Annotated in this window: 19 protein-coding genes and 2 pseudogenes; 11 read left to right on the top strand and 10 right to left on the bottom strand. The window is 70.4% G+C overall.

Features of this window, described 5'->3' with window-relative positions; genetic code table 11:
• The first annotated feature begins 294 nt into the window (after positions 1–294).
• Complete coding sequence (locus tag ACZ6SD_RS27130; protein WP_465319826.1) at positions 295–906, top strand: phosphoribosylanthranilate isomerase; 612 nt, start codon at positions 295–297, stop codon at positions 904–906.
• A gap of 265 nt (positions 907–1,171) precedes the next feature.
• Here ACZ6SD_RS27130 and ACZ6SD_RS27125 read toward each other — a convergent pair.
• From ACZ6SD_RS27125 to glgX, 4 genes and pseudogenes are all read right to left on the bottom strand, one after another.
• Positions 1,172–1,297 (bottom strand): annotated as a pseudogene (locus ACZ6SD_RS27125) (Y-family DNA polymerase); the annotation flags it as partial.
• Positions 1,298–1,543: 246 nt separating this feature from the next.
• Positions 1,544–1,939: a rhodanese-like domain-containing protein gene (locus tag ACZ6SD_RS27120; protein WP_465319825.1), complete on the bottom strand. Its 396-nt coding sequence runs from the start codon at positions 1,937–1,939 to the stop codon at positions 1,544–1,546.
• Positions 1,936–2,478, bottom strand: a complete 543-nt coding sequence (locus ACZ6SD_RS27115) for a cysteine dioxygenase (RefSeq protein WP_465319824.1) — start codon at positions 2,476–2,478, stop codon at positions 1,936–1,938. The genes ACZ6SD_RS27120 and ACZ6SD_RS27115 overlap by 4 nt, the downstream gene beginning before the upstream one ends.
• A gap of 204 nt (positions 2,479–2,682) precedes the next feature.
• Positions 2,683–4,812 carry a glycogen debranching protein GlgX gene (glgX, locus tag ACZ6SD_RS27110; RefSeq protein WP_465319823.1) on the bottom strand — a complete coding sequence of 710 codons (2,130 nt, stop codon included), beginning with the start codon at positions 4,810–4,812 and terminating at the stop codon, positions 2,683–2,685.
• 321 nt (positions 4,813–5,133) lie between these two features.
• Between glgX and ACZ6SD_RS27105 the strand changes: the two genes are divergently transcribed.
• From ACZ6SD_RS27105 to ACZ6SD_RS27095, 3 genes are read left to right on the top strand one after another with little or no spacing between them, the layout of a single operon-like run.
• Positions 5,134–5,970, top strand: a complete 837-nt coding sequence (locus ACZ6SD_RS27105; protein WP_465319822.1) for an ABC transporter ATP-binding protein — start codon at positions 5,134–5,136, stop codon at positions 5,968–5,970.
• A gap of 57 nt (positions 5,971–6,027) precedes the next feature.
• The gene (locus ACZ6SD_RS27100; protein WP_465319821.1) at positions 6,028–6,807 is read left to right on the top strand and encodes an enoyl-CoA hydratase/isomerase family protein; all 780 of its coding nucleotides are present in this window, start codon (positions 6,028–6,030) and stop codon (positions 6,805–6,807) included.
• Positions 6,797–7,753, top strand: a complete 957-nt coding sequence (locus tag ACZ6SD_RS27095; protein ID WP_465319820.1) for a class I SAM-dependent methyltransferase — start codon at positions 6,797–6,799, stop codon at positions 7,751–7,753. The genes ACZ6SD_RS27100 and ACZ6SD_RS27095 overlap by 11 nt, the downstream gene beginning before the upstream one ends.
• 71 nt (positions 7,754–7,824) lie before the next feature.
• Here the strand turns inward: ACZ6SD_RS27095 and ACZ6SD_RS27090 are convergent.
• A pseudogene (locus tag ACZ6SD_RS27090) lies at positions 7,825–8,764 on the bottom strand (nucleoside hydrolase).
• Between the two features lie 75 nt (positions 8,765–8,839).
• Between ACZ6SD_RS27090 and ACZ6SD_RS27085 the strand changes: the two are divergent.
• Complete coding sequence (locus tag ACZ6SD_RS27085; protein WP_465319819.1) at positions 8,840–9,592, top strand: acyltransferase; 753 nt, start codon at positions 8,840–8,842, stop codon at positions 9,590–9,592.
• Here the strand turns inward: ACZ6SD_RS27085 and ACZ6SD_RS27080 are convergent.
• The 4 genes from ACZ6SD_RS27080 to ACZ6SD_RS27065 all read right to left on the bottom strand — a co-directional run bounded on the left by ACZ6SD_RS27080 (position 9,589) and on the right by ACZ6SD_RS27065 (position 14,165).
• On the bottom strand, positions 9,589–10,842 hold the full coding sequence (locus ACZ6SD_RS27080; RefSeq protein WP_465319818.1) for a glycosyltransferase family 4 protein: 1,254 nt from the start codon (positions 10,840–10,842) through the stop codon (positions 9,589–9,591). The two genes, ACZ6SD_RS27085 and ACZ6SD_RS27080, sit on opposite strands and share 4 nt — an antisense overlap.
• Before the next feature lie 36 nt (positions 10,843–10,878).
• The gene (locus ACZ6SD_RS27075; RefSeq protein WP_465319817.1) at positions 10,879–12,396 is read right to left on the bottom strand and encodes a 1,4-alpha-glucan branching protein domain-containing protein; all 1,518 of its coding nucleotides are present in this window, start codon (positions 12,394–12,396) and stop codon (positions 10,879–10,881) included.
• A gap of 129 nt (positions 12,397–12,525) precedes the next feature.
• Positions 12,526–13,287 carry a class I SAM-dependent methyltransferase gene (locus ACZ6SD_RS27070; RefSeq protein ID WP_465319816.1) on the bottom strand — a complete coding sequence of 254 codons (762 nt, stop codon included), beginning with the start codon at positions 13,285–13,287 and terminating at the stop codon, positions 12,526–12,528.
• A gap of 38 nt (positions 13,288–13,325) precedes the next feature.
• On the bottom strand, positions 13,326–14,165 hold the full coding sequence (locus tag ACZ6SD_RS27065) for an SAM-dependent methyltransferase (RefSeq protein ID WP_465319815.1): 840 nt from the start codon (positions 14,163–14,165) through the stop codon (positions 13,326–13,328).
• 122 nt (positions 14,166–14,287) lie between these two features.
• Between ACZ6SD_RS27065 and ACZ6SD_RS27060 the strand changes: the two genes are divergently transcribed.
• Both ACZ6SD_RS27060 and ACZ6SD_RS27055 read left to right on the top strand, forming a co-directional pair.
• The gene (locus ACZ6SD_RS27060; RefSeq protein ID WP_465319814.1) at positions 14,288–15,160 is read left to right on the top strand and encodes a helix-turn-helix domain-containing protein; all 873 of its coding nucleotides are present in this window, start codon (positions 14,288–14,290) and stop codon (positions 15,158–15,160) included.
• Between the two features lie 190 nt (positions 15,161–15,350).
• Positions 15,351–15,950: a DUF397 domain-containing protein gene (locus ACZ6SD_RS27055; protein ID WP_465319813.1), complete on the top strand. Its 600-nt coding sequence runs from the start codon at positions 15,351–15,353 to the stop codon at positions 15,948–15,950.
• Positions 15,951–16,061: 111 nt separating this feature from the next.
• Here ACZ6SD_RS27055 and ACZ6SD_RS27050 read toward each other — a convergent pair whose 3' ends face one another.
• Entirely contained in the window at positions 16,062–16,898 is an 837-nt protein-coding gene (locus tag ACZ6SD_RS27050) for a DegV family protein (RefSeq protein WP_465319812.1), read from the bottom strand.
• A 247-nt stretch (positions 16,899–17,145) separates the two neighbouring features.
• Between ACZ6SD_RS27050 and ACZ6SD_RS27045 the strand changes: the two genes are divergently transcribed.
• The 4 genes from ACZ6SD_RS27045 (at position 17,146) to ACZ6SD_RS27030 (ending at position 20,732) form a co-directional block, all read left to right on the top strand.
• Entirely contained in the window at positions 17,146–17,931 is a 786-nt protein-coding gene (locus ACZ6SD_RS27045; protein WP_465319811.1) for an electron transfer flavoprotein subunit beta/FixA family protein, read from the top strand.
• A 25-nt stretch (positions 17,932–17,956) separates the two neighbouring features.
• Positions 17,957–18,925, top strand: coding sequence for an electron transfer flavoprotein subunit alpha/FixB family protein (locus ACZ6SD_RS27040; RefSeq protein ID WP_465319810.1), 969 nt, complete (start codon positions 17,957–17,959; stop codon positions 18,923–18,925).
• Between the two features lie 164 nt (positions 18,926–19,089).
• Entirely contained in the window at positions 19,090–19,854 is a 765-nt protein-coding gene (locus tag ACZ6SD_RS27035; RefSeq protein ID WP_465319809.1) for a GNAT family N-acetyltransferase, read from the top strand.
• 2 nt (positions 19,855–19,856) lie between these two features.
• Entirely contained in the window at positions 19,857–20,732 is an 876-nt protein-coding gene (locus ACZ6SD_RS27030) for a lysophospholipid acyltransferase family protein (protein ID WP_465319808.1), read from the top strand.
• Positions 20,733–21,100: the final 368 nt, after the last annotated feature.

Here is a 21,100-nt window from a genome sequence, read left to right as displayed (position 1 = left end):
GGATTGGTGGCTAGAGCTAGGGCCGGTAAGCCAGTGCCTCAGGGACCGGTGGGCTGATGTCAGGGACCGGTGGGTAGTGCCAGGACCGGTGGGTAGCGGGGGCGGTTGGGTAGTGCAGGGGCGGTGGGTAGTGCCAGGGAGCGGAGGCTGGAGCCGTGGACCGGTGGGCTAGAGCTACGTAGTGGAAGGTGCCCGAACTATGCAGGGACTGGAGGTAGAGAGTGGTGGGCGAGGTGCTGGGGTGGGCGTCGTTGACGCGTCGTGGGGGGAAGGGGGTGGGTTAGTGTCCGGATTATGTTCGTGAAGGTCTGCGGGTTGCGGTCGGCGGCTGATGTGGCGGCGGCGGTGTCGGCGGGAGCCGACGCTGTGGGGTTCGTGTTCGCCGAGAGTGTGCGGCGGGTGGGGGTCGCTGAGGCGAGGGGGCTCGCGTCGGGGGTGCCGTCGGAGGTGTTGACGGTCGGCGTGTTCAGCGGGATACCTGCTGGTCGGGCCGGAGAGATAGCACTGACGGCGGGGCTCGGCGCCATTCAGTTGCATGGTGACTATCCGCGGGAGGCGTTCGCCGAGTTGGCCGATTTGCCGGTGCGGCTGATTCGGGCGACTGCCTTGGGCGAGAGCACCGACGTGCGGGCCGGTGGCTGGGGCGAGGACATGTTGCTTCTGGACTCGCCGGTGGCGGGGTCGGGGCAGCGGTGGGACTTAGCCAGGCTCGACGGCGTGCGGCCGACCGGGAAGTGGATGTTGGCGGGCGGATTGCGGGCGGACAACGTCGCGGACGCGGTGCGGGCGGCGCGGCCGTGGGGTGTGGACGTGTCGAGTGGTGTGGAGGTGAGCCGGGGTGTGAAGGATCCTGGGCTCATTCGCGAGTTTGTGACCGCGGTCCGGGACTTGGCGGTCGCTGGCTGACCGACTGGCCGACTACTTGGCGATTGGCCGACTGGCCGACCGCTGGCCGACTGCTGGTTGACCGCTGGCTTACCGACTGATTGGCCGACTGCTGGATGACCGGCTGGCCGACTGATTGGCCGACCCGCTGACGGCCGCTGACGGCCGCTGGCTGGCCGATCGGTTGGCTGACCGATCCGCTGACCGGTCGCTGGCTGGCCGACCGGGTGGCTGACCGAATCGACTGACCGGTCGCTGGCTGGCCGACTGGTGTGGGGTGAGGGGCACCTACATCGAGGAAAGCCTCGTCAATGGACAGTCCCTCGACCAGCGGCGTCGTCTCGTGGAACACCTCGAACACGGCCTTGGACGCCGCCGTGTACGCCGACATTCGCGGCGGCACCACCACCGCCCCGCTGTTTCGCGGCGTTTGTCTCCGCTGATGGCGAGCGTTGTGGGGGCCGTGAGCGGTTGTGGTTGCCGCAGGAAACGGGTGGCGGGCTGCCGAGGGCGAGTCTTCGGGCGCACTGGGCTGCGAGCGGTCCGCGCGGATGTTGTGACGGGAATGCGACGGGTGGGGTGGAAGGAACCGGACTGGCGGGGCGCAAGCGTTTGCTCGGCCAGGTTCGGTCGACGGAAGGGAGTTGGAGGGGACGGGTTACGGGATTGCGGGTGTGCCGCCGTCCTGGACGGGGAGGCCTGCTGCTTGCCAGGCTCGGAAGCCGCCGATCAGGTCGGTGGCGTGGGGGAGGCCGAGCCGCTTGAGGTCTCGGGCGGCGAAGCTGGAGGCGTAGCCCTCGTTGCACAGGACGATGACGGTGCTGTGTTCGGTGAAGCCGTCGATTCGGTGGTCGCCGTGGGGGTCCAGGCGCCATTCGAGGTGGATGCGTTCCACGGGGATGGAGCCGGGGATCTCGCCTTCCTCGGCGCGGTTGACCAAGGGGCGGATGTCGATGAAGACCGCGCCCTCCTCGCGGAGACGGTTGGCGCGGAGGGGGTCGACGCGATCCAGTTCGGTGCGGGCCAGCTCCAGTTGGTCGTCGACGGCGCTCACTGGATGCTCCTCGGGATCGGTAGGGCGGGGATGTCGTCGGGGACGTCGCGCAGGCTGGCGTACTCGCGGGTCGGGACCAGCGGGGGCGAATAGGCGTGCACGCTCGCGGCCCGGGTGGCCGACAGGTTCTGCACCTGGTGGGCGCGGCCCTGGCCAAAACCGAGCGACGCGCCGGTGGCGTGCAACTGGTTGCGGATCGGGCCGGAAGGGTAGCGGTAAGTCTCCGCGAGAGCGCCGAGCAGCACGGTGAACGCGCCCGACGCGCCGCCATGATCGTGAGGGGCGGTGCCCTGGCCCGGGAGCCACGACAACAGCCACACCTCGACCTCCGCGGTCAGGGCGAGCCGGGTCCACCAGCGCTGCGGGCTGGAGAACCGCACCGTCTCGATGAGTTTGGGGCGCAGTTCCTCGACCACGGACGACGTCAGGTCACGCAGTTCGGTCGGCGTCCACAGAGGATCGCGCGGGGTGAGCAGCGACCGCAGGAGCGGCACGTCGAGTCGGGGGTGGATGTCCAGGTTCGTGGTCGAAGCCGTCACTTTCGCTCCTCGTTCGTGTCCTATTTCGACAACGGAACGCGGCGAATCGGCTCAAGCCGAGAAGAGGGGTGAGCCGAGACACCGCGTGGCGGTACAGCCGCACGAGGCCACTAAGTGGAGATCAATCGTGCGGTCGCGCCACGAGAACAACGACCTTGTCACACCGCCATGCTGGCACGGCCTGTTTGACCGCCTCCAGTCGTCTCACGTACTGATACGGGGAGCGCGCAACAGCAGCAATGTGCGTCCGGTGAGCACTATTCGCTTTTCTGGGGGCAGCGGATCGTCGTCCTCGGGGACTCCGCGTGCGGTGCCGCTGTCGAGGACCGGGATGAACCGGTCCGCGTAACGGTCGCCGGGCAAGGTGACCTCGACCTGATCGGCGCCCGCGTGCAGGACGAGCAGCCAGGAGTCGTCCGCGACCAACTCGCCCTCACGGTCGCGGGAGAGGCATTCCGAACCGTCGATCCACATCCCGATCGTGCGGCGGGACTCGTCAAACCAGTCTTCCTCGGTCATCGGCCTGCCGTCGGGACGGAACCACACCAGGTCCGGTTCACCGGATCGGGTGGGCCTGCCATCGAAGAACAGCGGTTGGCGCAGGGCCGGGGAATCGGCGCGCAACGCGATCAGACGGCGGGTGAACGCGAGCAGGTCCTCGCTGCGCTTGCTCACGTTCCAGTCCACCCAGGACGTCTGGTTGTCCAGGCAATACGGGTTGTTGTTGCCATGCTGAGTGCGCCAGCGCTCGTCGCCCGCGGTCATCATCGGGGTGCCGGTCGACAACAGCAGCGTGCCCAGCAGGTTGCGGGCCTGCCGGTCGCGCAAGGCCAGCACCTTCGGGTCGCCGGTCTCGCCCTCGACGCCGCAGTTCCACGAGCGGTTGTCATTGGTGCCGTCCGCGCCGTGCTCCCCGTTCTCGTGGTTGTGCTTGTGGTCGTAAGAGACCAGGTCGCGCAAGGTGAAACCGTCGTGGGCGGTCACGAAATTGATCGACGCCCAAGCGCGCCTGCCGTTGGCCGCGTACAAATCGGACGATCCGGAAAGGCGGTAAGCGAGGTCGCGGAGACCGGTGGCGCCGCGCCAGAAATCGCGGGCCCCGTCGCGGAAACGACCGTTCCACTCGGCCCACTGGACGCCGAACCCGCCCACCCGGTAGCCCTCGCCCGTGGCGTCCCACGGCTCGGCGATCAATTTCCGGTTCGACAGCAGCGGATCCGTGGTGATCGCGGTCAGCAGCGCCGCGTTCGGGTCGAACCCGCCGCCGCCCGGCCTGCCCAGGGCGCTGGCCAAGTCCAGGCGGAACCCGTCGACACCTAGCTCGGCGGCAAAATAGCGCATCGAATCGGTCACCAGCCGCACCACCGTGGGCGAACCAGGATCGAGAGTGTTGCCGCAGCCCGTGAGGTCGATGTCGTGCCCGCGGTCGTCGATCAAGTAGTACGCGGGCGCGTCCAGGCCGCGCAGCGACAGCGTCGGACCCGCGACCCCGCCCTCGCAGGTGTGGTTGTAGACGACATCGAGGATCACCTCGATCCCGGCCGCGTGCAGCGCGGCCACCATCGTGCGGAACTCCTCCACCTCGCGCCCGGGCCGACAGGCGTAGCCCGCGTGCGGGGCGAGATACCCCAGGGTCGAATACCCCCAGTAGTTGTGCCTGCCCGAGCGCAGCAGCAGCGGCTCGTCGGCGAACGTGTGCACCGGCAGCAGCTCCACGGCCGTGACGCCGAGTCGCAGCAGGTAGTCGACCACGGCGGGGTGGGCCAAGCCGAGGTAGGTGCCGCGCAGGTGCTTGGGCACGTCCGGGTGCAGCTTGGTGAAGCCGCGCACGTGCAACTCGTAGATCACGGTCTCTTCAAACGGCACGTTGGGGCGCTGACCCGTGTCGGGGCCGCCCAACGAGGTGACGACCGACAGGGGCACCGAGCCCAGCGAGTCGATCCGCGAGGGGCCCCCGGTCATCGGGTCGCCCCGGTAGCCGCGGGTCGCGGCCAGGTCCGACACCGTGCCCGCGATCCGGCGGGCGTACGGGTCGACCAGGAGCTTCGCCGGGTTGCACCGGATGCCTCGGGACGTGTCGTACGGGCCGTGGACGCGGTAGCCGTAGCGCTGCCCGGGGGTCACGCCCGGGACGGTGCTGTGCCAGATGCCGAAGGTCCGCTCGGTCAGCTCGATGCGCTGCTCGACCGGCCCGTCGTCGCCGTCGGCGATGAGGCACAGCTCGACCGCGTCGGCCACCGACGACGCGACGGCGAAGCGCACCCCGCCTGCCTCCGGGTGTGCGCCGAGCGGAAACGGGTGACCGGGCAGCGGACGTGGATCTGAGTGCGACACACCCCCATCCTGGCCTAGCGGAGTCACGCGATCGAGGAGCCGGGCGAGGGACAGCCGGACGGCTTTTGCCCGGCGCCGGAAATCCGCAGGGTGACGAGAAGACAGAGATGCGCGGTGACCTGGCGATTTGGCTGTCACTAACCGGTGGTTGGTCGCTTAGCGTGACCGACCGGCGCCGCCGGACCGGGACGTGACCGCGTGCCTCATCTGGCCGGGCTCGCTGTGATGTCGGTGCGCTCCCCGCGTCGTGCGCCGTCGGCTGGCGCGCCGGTGAAAACGGCCGCACGGGTCGGCACGAGCGCACGGCGGGCCAACGGCAGAATGGCGCCCGTGACCGCGCAGACTCAGGCCAGCACCGGACCGGACGCACACGATGACCTGGTGGTGCGCATGACGGACGTTGGAGTCCGCCGTGGCGCCAACGACCTGCTCAAAGAAGTGAACTGGAGCGTCGAGCTCGACGAGCGCTGGGTGATTCTCGGCAGCAACGGCGCGGGCAAGACGACCCTGCTGCGGCTCGCCGGGGCGGAGTTGCATCCGACGACCGGCGTCGTGCACGTCCTCGGTGAGCGTATGGGCCGGGTCGACGTGTTCGAGTTGCGCACCCGGATCGGCTTCGCCACCGCCGCGCTGGGCGGACGGGTGCCGCCCGCGGAGAAGGTGCTCGACGTCGTGGTCAGCGCCGGGTACGCGGTGCTCGGCCGCTGGCGCGAGGAGTACGACCAGCTCGACACCGGCCGGGCGGGCGAGCTGCTCAAGGCGATGGGCATCGCGGCGCTGGCCGACCGCGAGTTCGGCACGCTGTCGGAGGGCGAGCGCAAGCGCACGCTGATCGCCCGCGCGCTGATGACCGACCCGGAGCTGCTGCTGCTGGACGAGCCCGCCGCTGGCCTCGACCTCGGCGCGCGCGAGGACCTGGTGGCCCGGCTCAGCGAGCTGGCGCTGGACCCGGACGCGCCCGCGACCGTGCTGGTCACCCACCACGTGGAGGAGATCCCGCCGGGGTTCACCCATCTGTTGCTGCTTTCCGACGGCGGGGTAGTCGCGCAGGGTCTGATAGACGATGTGCTGACCAGCGAGAACCTGTCGGCGACGTTCGGGCAGGAGCTGGAGTTGACGCGTTCGGGCGACCGATACTTCGCCCGCCGCCGGGGCTAGGGTTCCTACCGGCAGGTAACCTTCGGCGATGGCATCGGCACGGTAGGAGGCATGTCCGTGGGTGAGTTCGTTCGGCTTGAGGTAGAGGACGGCATCGGCACGATCCGGCTTGACCGGCCGCCGATGAACGCGATCAACCGGCAACTGCAGGCCGAACTGCGCGAGGCCGCGCAGGAGGCGGGCACGCGCGCCGACGTCAAGGCCGTGATCGTCTACGGTGGACCGAAGGTGTTCGCGGCGGGCGCGGACGTCAAAGAGTTCGCCACCATGTCTTACAACGACATCGTGGACTACGCCCCCGAGCTGACTAACTCGTTCTCGGTAGTGGCGAACCTGCCCAAGCCGACCGTCGCGGCCGTCACCGGTTTCGCGCTCGGCGGCGGGTTCGAGCTCGCGCTGTGCTGCGACCGCCGGATCGCGGGCGACAACGCCAAGGTCGGCCAGCCCGAGATCCTGCTCGGCATCATCCCCGGCGCGGGCGGCACGCAGCGGCTGGCCCGGCTGATCGGCCCGAGCCGCGCCAAGGACCTTGTCTACACGGGACGGTTCGTCAAGGCGGAGGAAGCGCTTTCCCTCGGGATGGTGGACGAGGTCGTCGCGCCCGATGATGTCTACGAGGCCGCGAAGCGCTGGGCGAGCCAGTTCACCCGAGGCGCGTCGCGGGCTCTGGCCGCGGCGAAGGCCGCGATCGACGGCGGGCTCGACAACGACCTCGCCAGCGGGCTGAAGTTGGAGACGACGTTGTTCGCGGCCCTGTTCGCCACCGAGGACCGCACCACCGGAATGCGGTCGTTCATCGAGAACGGCCCAGGGAAGGCTGAGTTCGATGGCCGCTGATCCGACGCCGAACCCGCACGCCACCGCCGAGCAGGTCGAGGCGGCGTTCGCCGACCCCAAGCTCGCGAACGTGCTCTATCACGACTGGGAAGCAGGAACGTACGACGAGAAGTGGTCGATCTCTTACGACGAACGCTGCATCTCTTACGCCACTGGCCGGTTCAAGACAGTCGCCGGTGAGCAGGGTTGGCCGTATGAGACCGCGATGGAGTTGGGCAGCGGCACCGGCTTCTTCCTGCTGAACCTCATGCAGGGCGGGGTCGCGAAGAAGGGCTTCGTCACCGACCTGTCCCCGGGCATGGTCCAGGTCGCGCTGCGCAACGCCGAGAGCCTCGGGCTCGACGTCGAGGGCCGGGTCGCCGACGCCGAGCGCATCCCGTACGACGACGACAGCTTCGACCTGGTCGTGGGGCACGCGGTCCTGCACCACATCCCGGACATCCCGGCCGCGTTCGCCGAGATCCGCCGCGTGCTCAAGCCGGGCGGCCGGTTCGTCTTCGCGGGCGAGCCGACCAAGATCGGCGACAGCTACGCCCGCAAGCTGGGGCAGGCGACCTGGTGGCTCACCACGAACCTGACCAAGCTCGGCCCGCTGCGGCAGTGGCGCAGGCCGCAGGAGGAGCTGGACGAGTCCTCGCGCGCCGCGGCGCTGGAGGCCGTGGTCGACATCCACACCTTCGACCCGGCCACGCTGGAGGCCACAGCCCGCGACGCGGGCATGGCCGAGGTGCGCGCGGTCACCGAGGAGTTCGCCGCGGCCCTGTTCGGCTGGCCGGTGCGGACTTTCGAGGCGGCCGTTCCCCGGGAGAAGCTCGGGTTCGGCTGGGGCATGTTCGCCTTCCGCACCTGGCAGCGGCTGACCTGGCTGGACGAGCGCCTGCTGCGCAAGATCCTGCCGCGCGAGCTGTTCTACAACGTGCTCATCACGGGTCGCAAACCGCTCTGACGGTTGCTTTCCGAACGGCGGTGTCCCGGGCCTGGGGCGCCGCCGTTCGTCTTCTCAGGAGCGGCCGTGGCTTACCGGAGACCGTCCAAGATGAACTCGCGCAGACCGTCCAAATCGGTCTCCAGCGCGATGTCGACCGGTCGGAAACCGGGCTGGTCCTCGGCGGCGGTCAGCCGCCGGTCGGCGATCACCGAGCCGCGCCCGGGGCCGAAGTTGGTGTCGACATGGATCGGGACCTTCGTCGTGGCGAGGATTCCGGGGCTGATCGCCTCGGCGACGGCCACGGCGTCGTGCAGCACCGTGCCGTCGAAACCGAGGGATTCGTTGTAGTGCGCGCGGTAGACCGTGGTCAGCGCTTCCAGTTCCTCGCCCAGCGGCCCGGACTCACGCAACCTGGTCAACCACGTGCCGTCTACCGCGCAGCGGTAAGTCAGATCGATGGGGACCAGCACCGCCGGAACGTCCTCTTCGACCAAGACCCGCCGCGCCGCCTCCGGGTCGCACCACAGGTTGAACTCGGCCGCGGCCGTGCTGTTGCCGCCGCGCAGCCCGCCGCCCATGATCACCAGCCGGTCGATCTTCCGCTTGAGATGCGGGTGCGCCGCCAGCAGCAGCGCGATGTTCGTCAGCGGCCCGATCGGCGCGATCGTCACCGGTTCGGGGGATTCGCCGAGCACCCGGGCCAGCAGCGTCACCGCGTCCTCGACCTCGACGTCCCGGGCGCGCGTTGGCAGGAAGTCGGCGCGCCCGGACAGCCCGTCCTCGCCGTGGACCGCCTTCGCCTCGAACGGCTGCGGGTAGACCAGCGGCCGCGCCGCCCCCGCGCCCACCGGCACGTCTTCGCGCCCGCAGCGCCAAGACCCGCAGCGCGTTGCGCGTGGTCGCCGCGAGTCCCACGTTGCCGAACACGGTCGTCACCGCCAGCAGATCGACCTCGGGCGAGCGGGCCGCCAGCGTCAGCGCGAACGCGTCGTCCACGCCCGGGTCGGTGTCGATGATCAGTCGGGCCATGCCCTCACCTTGCCATCACCCGGCTCCGCCACCACCTGCCGTCCCGCGCCTGCCCCTGGGTTAACGTCTTCTGCCATGACGTCGATGTGGGGTTCCCCGGTCGCCTCCCGGCTGCGGTTCTGGTCGCGCGCCCGCCGCGACCCGGCCCAGGCGCGGTTCCTGACCAGGGAATCCCTGCGCTGGGTGCGGCGCAACCGGGCGTACACGCCCTGGTACCTGGTCCGCTACTGGCGGCTGTTGAAGTTCCGGATCGCCAACCCGCACGTCGTGCTGCGCGGCATGGTGTTCCTGGGCAAGGACGTCGAGATCCACGCCCGGCCCGGGTTCGGCCGCCTGGAGATCGGCCGCTGGGTGCACATCGGCGACGGGAACGCGATCCGCTGCCACGAGGGGTCCCTGCGCATCGGCGACAAGGTGGTCTTCGGCAGGCAGAACGTGGTCAACTGCTACCTCGACATCGAGCTCGGCGAGGCGGCGCTGATCGCGGACTGGGTCTACATCTGCGACTTCGACCACGTGACCGCCGACATCCACCAGCCCATCAAGGACCAGGGCATCGTGAAGTCCCCGGTGCGCATCGGGCCGGATACCTGGGTCTGCACCAAGGTCACCATCACCAAGGGCACCCGGATCGGGCGCGGCTGCGTCGTCGGCGCGCACGCGGTGGTCCGCGGCGACGTTCCCGACTTCGCGGTCGCAGCGGGCATTCCCGCGCGGGTCGTCCGCAACCGGTTGACCGCCTACGAGGCCGACGCCGAACGCCGGGTGGCCGTGGCCGACATGGCCCGCAAGGCGGCCAAGGCCCTCCAGAAGACGCTGGAGTCTTAGGGGCCGAAAGCGTTACCCGACGCGATCTTGGGGCGGCCCAGCGGAAGATGCTCTCCGACTGTCGCGGACCGGTAAACCGCGATCGTCTGCGCGGCGATCCGGTCCCAGTCGAAGTCCACCGGGAGTCGGGACTTGGCGGTGCGGGCGCGTTGCCGGGCTCCCGCCGGGTCGTCGAGGACCTGGCGGACCGCCGAGGCGATGCCGTCGGCGTCGCCAGGGGCGAACGACAGTCCTGTCTTTCCCTCTATGACCACCTCGCCCAGACCACCCGCGGTGGACGACACCAGGGGAGCGCCCGCCGCGGCCGCCTCCAGCGCGACGATGCCGAACGGCTCATAGCGGCTCGGCAGGACCACCGCGTCGGCCGCGGCCAGCATCGCGCCCAGTGCCGGGTCGGACAGGTGGCCGACGAAGTCGACGGCCCGGCGCACCCGCAGCTTGCGGCACAGCTCGACCAGCGGCGTGGCCTGCGAGCCCTTGCCCGCCACCACCAGCCGGGTGCCCGGGTGCGAGCGGCGGACCCGGGGGAGCGCGGCCACCAGGTCGTGCACGCCCTTCTCCCACTCCAGCCTGCCGAAGAACAGCAGCAGGGGCGCCCCGTCCGGGCTGTGCGCCGCGCGCGTCTCGCGGACCGCGCGCGGCGGCACCCGCCAACTGCGCGGCTCGATGCCGTTGTGGATGACCGTGATCGCGGCCGGGTCGACCTCGAACAGGTGCGCCACCTCGGTCCGCATGGCCGACGAGCAGGTGATCAGGGCGTCCGCGCGGTTGGCCAGCCACCACTCGACCGAGTGGACCTGCTGGTTCAGCGGCTGCGACAGCCAGCCGCTGTGCCTGCCCGCCTCGGTGGCGTGCATCGTGGCCACCAGCGGCACGCGCGCGTGCTCGGCGAGGGCGATTGCGGGGTGGGTGACGAGCCAGTCGTGCGCGTGGACGACATCGGGGCGCCAGTCCGCCAGCAGCGCCAGGCCCGCCCGGATCATGCCGTGGCCCATCGCCAGCGTCCACGCGACCAGGTCCTTCTCGAACACCAGGTGCGTGGGGTCCTCGGCCACCCGGACCACCCGCACGCCGTCGTGCTCGGCGTCCTCGGTCGGGTGCGTCCCCGCGTCGGTGCCCGCCTCGTGCCTGCACAGCACGGCGACCTCGTGGCCCTGGCCCGCCAGGTGGCGGGCGACGGCGTGCACGTGCCTGCCCAGGCCCCCGACGACGACGGGTGGGTACTCCCAGGACAGCATCAGCACGCGCATGGTGAGCGGAATCCTCGCACTCGGGGTCTGTGAACCCTACTCGCCGGTACGCAGCCCGCGCGCATCGAGTCCGCCGAACAGGCCGTCTTCGCGGACCAGGTCGGCGGCCCGCGCGGACGCGCGGTCCCGGGCACCGGCGCGGACCAGCGAGGCGAGTTCGGCGTACCGCTCGCCGTGGGTCTTCGCGCGGCGGCGGGCGTAGTCGGCGGCCGAGTCCTTGGTGACCATGAACGCCCAGTCGCTGGACAGCGCCAGCAGCGCCTCGCGCGCCACCTGGTCCAGCACGAGATCCCGGCCGACGCCGACCGGCTGGCGATCGATCAGGTCCAGCAGATCGCGTTGCAGCGCCGCGCCCGCGTCCACCAAATCGGACACCTGCTCGCCGTCCCACACCCGCCAGTCCTTGCCCGAGCCCCACGACGACACCGGCAGGTCGACCCGGCCGCCGAGATAGCCCGCGTCGAGCGCGCCGCGCAGGGTGGTGACGCGCACGCCCGCCTCGGGCAGCCCGCGCAGCACGGCCTCCAGCCACGCCGGGCCCTCGTGCCACCAGTGCCCGTACAGCTCGGTGTCGTACGCCGAGACCACCAGCCCGGGGCGGCCGTGCCGCTCGCGCAGGTCGCGCAACCGGCGGACCACGGTGTCCACGAAGTCCTCGGCGTGCCGCCGCACGGCCTCAGCCGCCAAGACAGGCTCGTACGGCCGCTTGTCCTCCGGTGCTACCTGCCGTCCGGTAACGCGAGACGGCTTAAGACCCGACGGGTGGTCGTAGGTGTGGAAGTCGCGGTAAGCGGGGTCTCCCGGGTAACCCGCCTTGGGAGACCAGACGCGGTAAGTGACCTCCAGGTCGCGGCCGAAGCACACGACGTCCGAGTCGCCCACGGTCCGCGCGAACGCGGTCTCGCCGTGCAGGGCGGGGCCGTCGACCAGGAACCGCGCCACGCCCGCCGCCGCGTACCCGGCCTCCATCCCCGGCGCGTACCCGCACTCCGGAGCCCAGATCCCGGCGGGCGCCCGGCCGAGCCGCAGCGCGGTGTCCGACAGGCCCTCCCGCAGCGCGAACGCGCGCACGCGCTCGTCCAGCAGCGGCTGGAAGGGGTGCGTGGCCGGTCCGCCGATCAGCTCGACCACGCCGTCGTCCACCAGCGGCCGCAGCACCGGGGAGAAGCCGTGCCGCCACCGCGTCTCGAACTCGGTCAGCGCCGCGTCCGATGCCCGGTACTCCGCGGCCGCGACCTCGCGCAGCAGCGGGTCGGCGCCGCGCCAGCGCACGGCGGCGTACTGAGCGCGCAGGTTCCAGTTGCCCAGCCAGTCGTGCATACCGCGCAGCGAGTACGGGTCATCCAGTTGCGCGGCAAGCACAGGGGTGACGCCGAGGGTAAGCACGTCTCGCTTGCCCTCTTCGCCGAAACGGCGCAAGAGGTCCACGACAGGCAGGTAAGAGTTGGCCCACGCCTGGTAAAGCCACTCCTCGCCCACCGGCCAGGTGCCGTGGTGCGGCAGCCAGGGCAGGTGGCTGTGCAGGACCAGCGCGAACCCGCCGACCTCGCTCATGCCCGCCACCTCACAAGTTCGGTGGTGTCGCTCGCGCCGCACTGTGTCGATGATTCGCTCGCAAGCTTGCTCATGCCCGCCACCTCACATGTTCGGCGCACTGTGCCGGTGATTCGCTCGCGAGCTCGCTCATGCCCGCGCGACCGCGACCAGGTCGAGGCTCGCGGCCACGTCGTCCGCGGTGATCTCGAAGTCGTCGGCGGTCACCGAGGCGACCGCCGCCAGCAGCGCCGTGGGCCACGGCTCGCCGGACACCGCGACTGCCATCTGCGCGTCGATGATCGACCCGCCGAACTCGGCGTCGAGGGCCCGCAGCCGGGGCCCGTGCCGCAGCCCGCCGAGGAACTCGACGGCGAACCCCGCGTCCCGCAGCAGCCCGTCCAGCTCGTCCGCGGCGAGTTCGCGGGTGTGGAACGGGTTGAGCGGGGTGTCCCGGCCGGGTGAGAACGTGATCCGGTTAGGCGTGGTGACCAGCAGCGCCCCACCCGGGCGCAGCACCCGGCGGCACTCGGTCAGAAAGCCCTCCTGGTCCCACAGGTGCTCGATGACCTGCAGGTTCGCCACCACGTCCACCGACTCCGCGCGCAGCGGCAGCCCGGCGAGATTGCCGCGCACCGTGCGCACCGACGGGTATGCCTTCGCCACGTGGGCCGCGGTCACCTCGTCGTAGTCCAGCCCGATGACGAGATCGGCCCGCGCGGCGAGCAGGTCGGCGCCGTAGCCCTCGCCGCAGCCCGCCTCCAGCACCACCGCGTCCGCGCAGTGCCCGGCGAGGTCGAGGTACGCCGCCTCATGGCGCCTGAACCAGTAATTCTCCTGAGCGATGCCGGGCACCGTCCGCTCGCCGGTGAGCGGCAGCTGGTCGGGCTGTGGAGTCGTGTCGGTGGGCACCGGGGCACCGTAGCCGATGCGCTACTGATCAGTACGGGTCAGGGTTTGCGGCCGAGCCCGCCGACGATGCAGTACTGGACCGGGTCCATCGGCTTGAGCCGAGGGCCGTCCGGCCACCACTCCGCGCACACCGCCACCCCCGGCTCGATCATCTCCAGGCCGGGGAACATGGCCTCGATCTGCGGACGCGTGCGGAACAGGCCGGTGCCCATCGGGCTGTGCAGGAACACCTCCTCCATCCGCCGGGCCAGCGGGGTGTGCTCGCTGGTCTCGGGGTCGAGGAAATGGCTGACGCCCACGATCGAGCCCGAGGGAAGCGCGTCGATGTAGGCCGCCATGATGTCGGCGGGCTCGCGTGCGCCGTCGTAGTGGTGGATGGTGCCCATCTGGAACAGCGCGATCGGCTCGTCGAAGTCGAGGTGCTTGCGCACGGTCTCGTCTTCGAGGATCCGCTCCGGCTCGAAGATGTCCCCGGAGACGAAGTGCGTCTGGTCGTTCTCTTCCAGCAACGCGCGCCCGTGCGCGAGCACCACCGGGTCGTTGTCCACGTAGACCACGGTCGAGTCAGGACGGATTCGCTGCGCGACCTGGTGGGTGTTCTCGGCGGTCGGCAAGCCCGACCCGAGGTCGAGGTACTGCCGGATGCCGGTCTGCTGCGCGATGAACCTGGTCGCCCTGATCAGGAAGTCGCGGTTGTCGAACGCGAGCCGCGCCGCCTCGGGCGCCACCCGCCGGACGCGGCGGACGACCTCGCGATCAATCTCATAGTTGTCTTTGCCGTTGAGAAACGCGTCGTAAACTCTTGCGATACTCGCTCTGGAAGTGTCGATATAGACAGGCGTGTCGTGGTCGGTCACTGGGGGACCGGAGGTCGACATCATTCCTCACAGAGCGTCGTGGAGCATGGACGTTGCGCGGTCAAGGAGTATGGTCACTTTAGGGGTGCCCGCAAGGTTCACGCCACGGTGGGTTCGACGTGGAAACACTGGGAGGACGGGTCGTGGCCGAGGGCCGTGGTGACGGCGGGACCGGTGGACCCACCGCGCGCAGGATCGTGCTCGGCTCGCAGCTGCGCAGGCTGCGTGAGCGCTGCGAGATCTCCCGCGCGGACGCGGGCTACGCCATCCGCGGCTCGGAGTCCAAGATCAGCCGCATGGAGCTGGGCCGGGTCGGCTTCAAGGAGCGCGACGTCGCCGACCTGCTGACGATGTACGGGGTCACCGACGAGGTCGAGCGCGAGCAGTTCCTCGCGATGGTGAAGCAGTCCAACGAGCCCGGCTGGTGGCACCGCTACAACGACCTGATGCCCTACTGGTTCCAGGACTTCGTCGGGCTGGAGGAGTCCGCGGCGCGCATCCAGACCTATGAGCTGCAGTTCGTCCCCGGGTTGATGCAGACCGAGGAGTACGCCCGGATCATCGCCAACCACGGCAGGCCGGAGCTGGTCAGCGAGGAGACCGAGCGCCGGGTCGCGCTGCGCATGTCCCGGCAGAAGGTGCTGCACCGGCTGGACGCGCCGAAGCTGTGGGCGGTGATCGACGAGTCGGTGCTGCACCGCCCCATCGGCGGTCCCCGGGTGCTGCGCGAGCAGATCGAGCACCTGCTTGAGCTGACCCGCCTGCCCAACATCACCTTGCAGGTCGTGCCGTACGCGCTGAGCGGCTACGCGGCCGAGGGCTCGTTCACCATGCTCCGCTTCACCGAGCAGGAGCTGCCTGACCTGGTCTACATCGAACATCTCGGCGGCGCGCTCTACCTGGACCGTACCGACGAGATCGAGAGCTACAGCCGGGTTGTCGACCGGCTGACCGTCGACGCGGAGACGCCGAGCCGGTCCCGGCAGCTGCTGAGCAAGCGGCGCGCGGAGATCTAGACCGCTCAGCCGGGTGACCCGCTCACCCCGCGTCAACTTGTTGTGTCCGGAAGCACATTGGTTTACCCAATCGAGCGACACGATCGGATGCACGTGCATTTGCTGGGCCATCCGACCGTGTTACCGTCATCACCACCAAATGCACGTGCATCTGCACTGCGGACAGGAGTCGGGAAGGCGGGGTCCAGAGGTGACCGAGATCCACAACGGAGTGTCTGCCGCTGAGGTGCCGGGGGCGCGCTGGCGCAAGGGCAGCCGCAGCGGAGCGGTCGGCAACTGTGTCGAGGTGAGCCCGGTCGTGGGCGGGCGGACGGCCATCCGCGACTCCAAGAACGTCCAAGGGCCCGCCCTGGTGTTCTCCGGACCCGTGATCGCCTCCTTCACCCGCGCCGTCACCGGCGGCGTGGTCCGGATTCCCACCGCCGAGACCTACCTGCGCAAGCTGGTCGCCCGCGGCTTCGAGTTCCTGCACCCGCGCGACGCCAACGGCGAGATCACCGCCGTCGTCGGCGTCCGCGCGCACCACAACGTGATCGACGTCGTCCGCCTGCACGCCGAGAACGAGGTCATCGCCTCCCGGCTGCCCGGCGACGCCGCCGACGTGCTCAACCCGGAGTTCGTGCTCTGGCAGCGCACCGGATGGGCCACCGACGTCCTGCGCCAGATGATCGAGTTGCCCGACGACCGCACCCCCGACGCGCTCCACCAGTTCCGTCCGGAGACCTCCGCGAACGGCTGCTGGGTGCCCACCGCGCCGGGCCGGGCGAAGTGGCTCCCCGCGACCGCCTGAGTCCGCGCCGGTTCGCCCGACCGCGACCGACCACCCGCGCCTGGTCGGTCGCCGCGGTCGTCACCGCACGAAGGCCGCCGCTCCCCAGTGGAGGGGCGGCCTTCGTCGTGCTCACGCGGGCGAGACCGTCACGCTCACCGTCCCGGGGCCAAGGTGGACGGCCACGGCGGACCCCGCCTCGGTGATGACGCCGCCGCGGAAACCGGGGATGCGCGGGGCCAGGGCGTCCAACACGGCCCGCGCCTGCTCCGGCACGCCCACGTGCTCGACGGCGATGTCGACCGACCGGTCCTCCGCGCGGCTCACCGCGGTGTCGACCAGCTTGCGCAAGCCCCGGGCCGCGCCCAGCACCCGGTCCAGCGGCGCGATCTGGCCATTGGCGACAGTGAGCAGCGGCTTGAGCGAGAGGGCGGTGCCGATCAGCGAGGCCGCCGCGCCGATGCGCCCGCCGCGGCGCAGGTACTCCAGGGTCTCCACATAGATCAGCGCGGAACTGCCGTCGAGCCTGCGGTGCAGAGCGTCGAGCACCCGCGCCGGGCCGCCGCCCGCGCTGGCCACCCGCGCCGCGCCCGCCACGGCGTAACCCAGGCTCATGCCGAAGGTCGCCGAGTCCACCACCCGGACCGGGATGCGCGCGTGCTCGGCGCCCTCGCGCGCGTGCTCGAACGTCTTCGACTGCAACGCGGAGACGTGCGCGGACACCACCGCGTCCGCCCCGCTCGCCGCGGCGTCCTGATAGGCCCAGTAGAACGCGGCGGGATCAGGCGGCTCGGTGGTGACCGGCTCCTCCGCCCGCAGCGCGGCGAGCAGGTCCTGTCTGGGCACTCTGACCTCGTCGTCGAGGCGTCCGCCGATTCGGATCCGCATCGGGATGACGGTGATCTCCCACTGCTTGGCCAGGTCGGCGGGCAGGCAGGATGCGGAATCGGTGACGACGGCGACCCTCATAGGAGGGGACCCTAACCCGAACGGGGGGTATCGAACCGGCGAATTGGTGAGAACCGTCACGGCTCCCCAGAGGGGGCCCCGGGCTTGCGCGCTCACTACTCACGAGTAACATCTCGGTGGCAAAGGCCACCGTGCCAACCGGCCGATCGACATGGCATGGTCAGCCGAACCGCACGAAAATGTAGTCGCGCTGGGCTGCCGTCGGCGGCGAACACGGTGCTCGTTCCCAGGAGGTCGAAGAAGACCCATGCCAAACATCGTTGTCCTGGTCAAGCAGGTGCCAGACACCTACTCGGAGCGCAAGCTCTCCGACTCCGACCACACGCTGGATCGCGAGTCCGCTGACGCGGTGCTCGACGAGATCAACGAGCGCGCCGTCGAGGAAGCGCTGTTGATCAAGGAGGCGCAGGGCGGCGAGGTCACCGTGCTCAGCGTCGGCCCCGACCGTGCCACCGAGGCCATCCGTAAGGCCCTCTCCATGGGCGCGGACAAGGCGATCCACGTCTCCGACCCGGCTCTGCACGGCGCCTGCCTGCTGCAGACCACCAAGGTCCTCGCCACCGCCATCGGCAAGGTCGACAGCGTCGACCTCGTCATCGCGGGCAACGAGGCCACCGACGGCCGCGGCGGCGCGATCCCGGCCATGCTGGCCGAGGTGCTGGGCTACCCGCAGCTCACCCACGCCCGCAAGGTCACCATCGACGGCGGCGCCATCACCGTGGAGCGCGAGACCGACGCCGGTCTCACCCACCTGCAGGCGAGCCTCCCCGCGGTGATCAGCGTCGGCGAGAAGATCAACGAGCCGCGCTACCCCTCGTTCAAGGGGATCATGGCGGCCAAGAAGAAGCCGGTCGACACCCTCACCGTCGCCGACCTGGGCATCGACGCGAGCGAGGTGGGCTTGGCCAGCGCGAGTTCCGCCGTCCTCGAAGCCACCCCGAAGCCCCCGCGCGCGGCGGGCCAGCGGGTCGAGGACGCGGGTGACGGCGGCAGCAAGATCGCCGCCTACCTCGTCGGCGAAAAGCTCATCTGAGATCAGCAGCGAAGGAGGAAGAACAGTGTCCGAGGTCCTGGTCCTCGTCGACGAAATCGGCGGCGAGGTCAAGAAGGTCACCTTCGAGCTGCTGACCGCGGCCCGCGAGATCGGCGAGCCCGCGGCCGTCGTGGTCGCCGCGCCCGGCACCGCCGCGAAGGTGAAGGAATCCCTGGCGTCCTACGGCGCCGCCAAGGTCTACGTCGCCGAGTCCGACGACGTGGCCGCTTACCTGGTCACCCCCAAGGTGGACGTGCTCGCCTCGCTCGTGGCGGCCAAGTCCCCCGCGGCGGTGCTCGTCTCCGCGACCGCCGAGGGCAAGGAGGTCGCGGGCAGGCTCGCCGTGCGCACCGGCTCCGGCATCCTCATCGAGGCGGTCGGCGTGGAGTCCACCGGCGGTGAGGTCGTCGGCGTGCAGGGCATCTTCGGTGGCGCGTTCACCGTGAAGTCCAAGGTCACCAAGGGCACCCCGATCGTGACGATCCGCCCCGGCGGCGTCGACGCGGTCGAGGCCCAGGGCGCGGCGGCTGAGGAGACCGTGGAGGTCCCCGCGGTCGACGCGGCCAAGGCCACCAAGATCACCGGCCAGGAGCCCATCGTCGGCGGCGACCGCCCCGAGCTGACCGAGGCCTCGATCGTCGTCTCCGGCGGCCGCGGCGTCGGGTCGGCGGAGAAGTTCGAGGTCGTGGAGAAGCTCGCGGACGCGCTCGGCGCGGCCGTCGGCGCCTCCCGCGCCGCGGTCGACTCCGGCTACTACCCGGCCCAGTTCCAGGTCGGCCAGACCGGCAAGACGGTCTCCCCGCAGCTCTACGTCGCGCTCGGCATCTCCGGCGCGATCCAGCACCGCGCGGGCATGCAGACCTCGAAGACCATCGTCGCGGTCAACAAGGACCCCGAGGCGCCGATCTTCGAGATCGCCGACTTCGGCGTCGTCGGCGACCTGTTCGCCGTGGCCCCGCAGCTGACCGACGAGGTCGGCAAGCGCAAGGGCTGATCACCAGCCAGCCAGTGGCAAGGGGCGGTTCCCCGCGGGGAGCCGCCCCTTTTCACGTTCGCGGGCGCCGCGAAAGCGGCGGAACCCGCAATTCACTGATTCTCCACCGACCCGTCACGGGAATGGGCACGTGCAGGTCGCCGACCGGCCCGTAAACCTGACGTATGACGCAGGCCCAGGTGCTGGTCAGCACGGCTAAGCCGGGAACAGACACTTCCCACTACTCGCTGCTCGTCGCGCACGACGGCGCCGAGGTCGAGGCAGCGCAGAGACTGCGTTACCGGGTGTTCGCCGAGGAAATGGGCGCCACGCTGGCGACCACGACGCCCGGACTGGACATCGACCACTTCGACGCCTTCTGCGACCACCTCGTCGTCCGCGAGGACTCCACCGGCGAGATCGTCGGCACCTACCGGATGCTGCCGCCCGACCGCGCCGCCGTCGCTGGCTCGCTCTACTCCGACACCGAGTTCGACCTCGCCGCCCTCGCGGGCATCCGGGGCGCGCTGGTCGAGACCGGACGGTCCTGCGTGCACCCCGACCACCGCACCGGCGCTGTGGTCAGCCTCGTCTGGGCGGGCATCGCCCGGTACATGCTGCTGTCCGGCCACGACTGGCTTGCGGGCTGCGCGTCCGTGCCCCTCGACGACGGCGGCGCCTTGGCCGCGGGCGTGTGGCAGACCGTTCGCGACAAGCACTACACCGGCGACGAGCACCGAGTCCGGCCGCTGACCCCATGGGACACCGAGTCCGCCGCCGTGCCCGCCCGCACCGTGCTGCCGCCGCTGCTCAAGGGATACCTGCGCCTGGGCGCCAAGGTGTGCGGCCCACCCGCCCTCGACGCCGACTTCGGCGTCGCCGACTTCTTCGTGCTGCTGGGGCTGGCCGACGTGGACCAGCGCTACCTGAAGTTCTTCCTGGGGGAATAGCCATGGCGCACGACTGGATGCCCACCTCGCCGTGCGGCCCGACCTGCCTCACCGGCGACGAGCCCACCGTCAGCCACCTACGCGCCTCGGCCCGGCTCGCGGGCGCGCTCGGCGTGCTCATGGTGAGCGCGCTGTCCGTGCCGGTCATGCCCCTCATCGGCAGCGCGGGCCGCGAACTGCTCGCCAAAGCCGTCTTCCACTCCCTGCTCCGCGCCTTCGGCGTCCGCCTGCTCGTGACTGGCGGCGACGCCCTGCGCGCGAGCCACGGCCGCGGCGCGCTCGTCGCCACCAACCACGTGTCCTGGCTCGACATCGCCGCGGTCAACGCCGTGCGCCCCATGCGCGCGCTGGCCAAGAAGGACATCCGCTCCTGGCCCATCCTCGGCCGCGTCGTCGCCGCCGCGGGCACGGTGTTCCTGGACCGGGAAAGCCTGCGCTCCCTCCCCGGCACCATGGCCCACCTGACGGAAGTGCTGCGCTCCGGCTCCCTGGTCTACGTGTGCCCGGAAGGCACAACCTGGTGCGGCCAAGGCGTGGGCCGCTTCCGCCACGCCGTCTTCCAAGCTGCCATCGACGGCGGCGTCCCAGTGCGCCCGGTCGCCCTCCGCTTCCGCACCGCCGACGGCCGCGAAACCACCGCCCCCGCCTTCATCGGCGACGAGACAATCCTGGACTCGATCCGCCGCGTCGCTCGCCTGCGCGGTCTGGTCTTGGAGGTCCATGTCCTTGACGAGGTCGCTCCCGGCCGCGCCACCGATCGCCGGGAACTCGCGGCTCTTGTGGAGGCTGCGGTCAACTCGGCTCTTGGCCGGGTGACTGTTCCCGCGCAGCAGCGCAGGCGCATCCGCCCTGTCCGTCACTCGGAGACCGCGGCGTAGGTTCGCTGGGTTCGCTGGGTTCGCTGGGTTCGCTGGGTTCGCTGGGTCCGCTGGGTCCGCTGGGTCCGCTGGGTCCGCTGGGTCCGCTGGGTCCGCTGGCGCGCGGATTATCCCGTATTCGCCGCCTGTCACGTCGGCGTTTGTCCACATTGGCCGAAGTTGTCCACAGATTTCGCGGGCCTCTTCCAGAATCCCCTGAGGCCGATAGACTGGAGCGGGGCGGCCCCCCGGGGAGGGTGGGGTTTGCTGTCGCGCGGGTGAGGGCTTGGGCGTGGGGCTGGGTTCCGGGGTCTGCTCGATGGGGTGGAGTGGTTTCTTTGGGGCCCCTACGAAGGAAGATCCCGTCGTGGGAAAGACGGGTGGGGAGC

This window comes from Actinokineospora sp. NPDC051303, assembly GCF_055586285.1.
The sequence above is the reverse complement of the archived record's forward strand: the minus strand, read 5'-3'. Positions and strand labels throughout refer to the sequence as shown.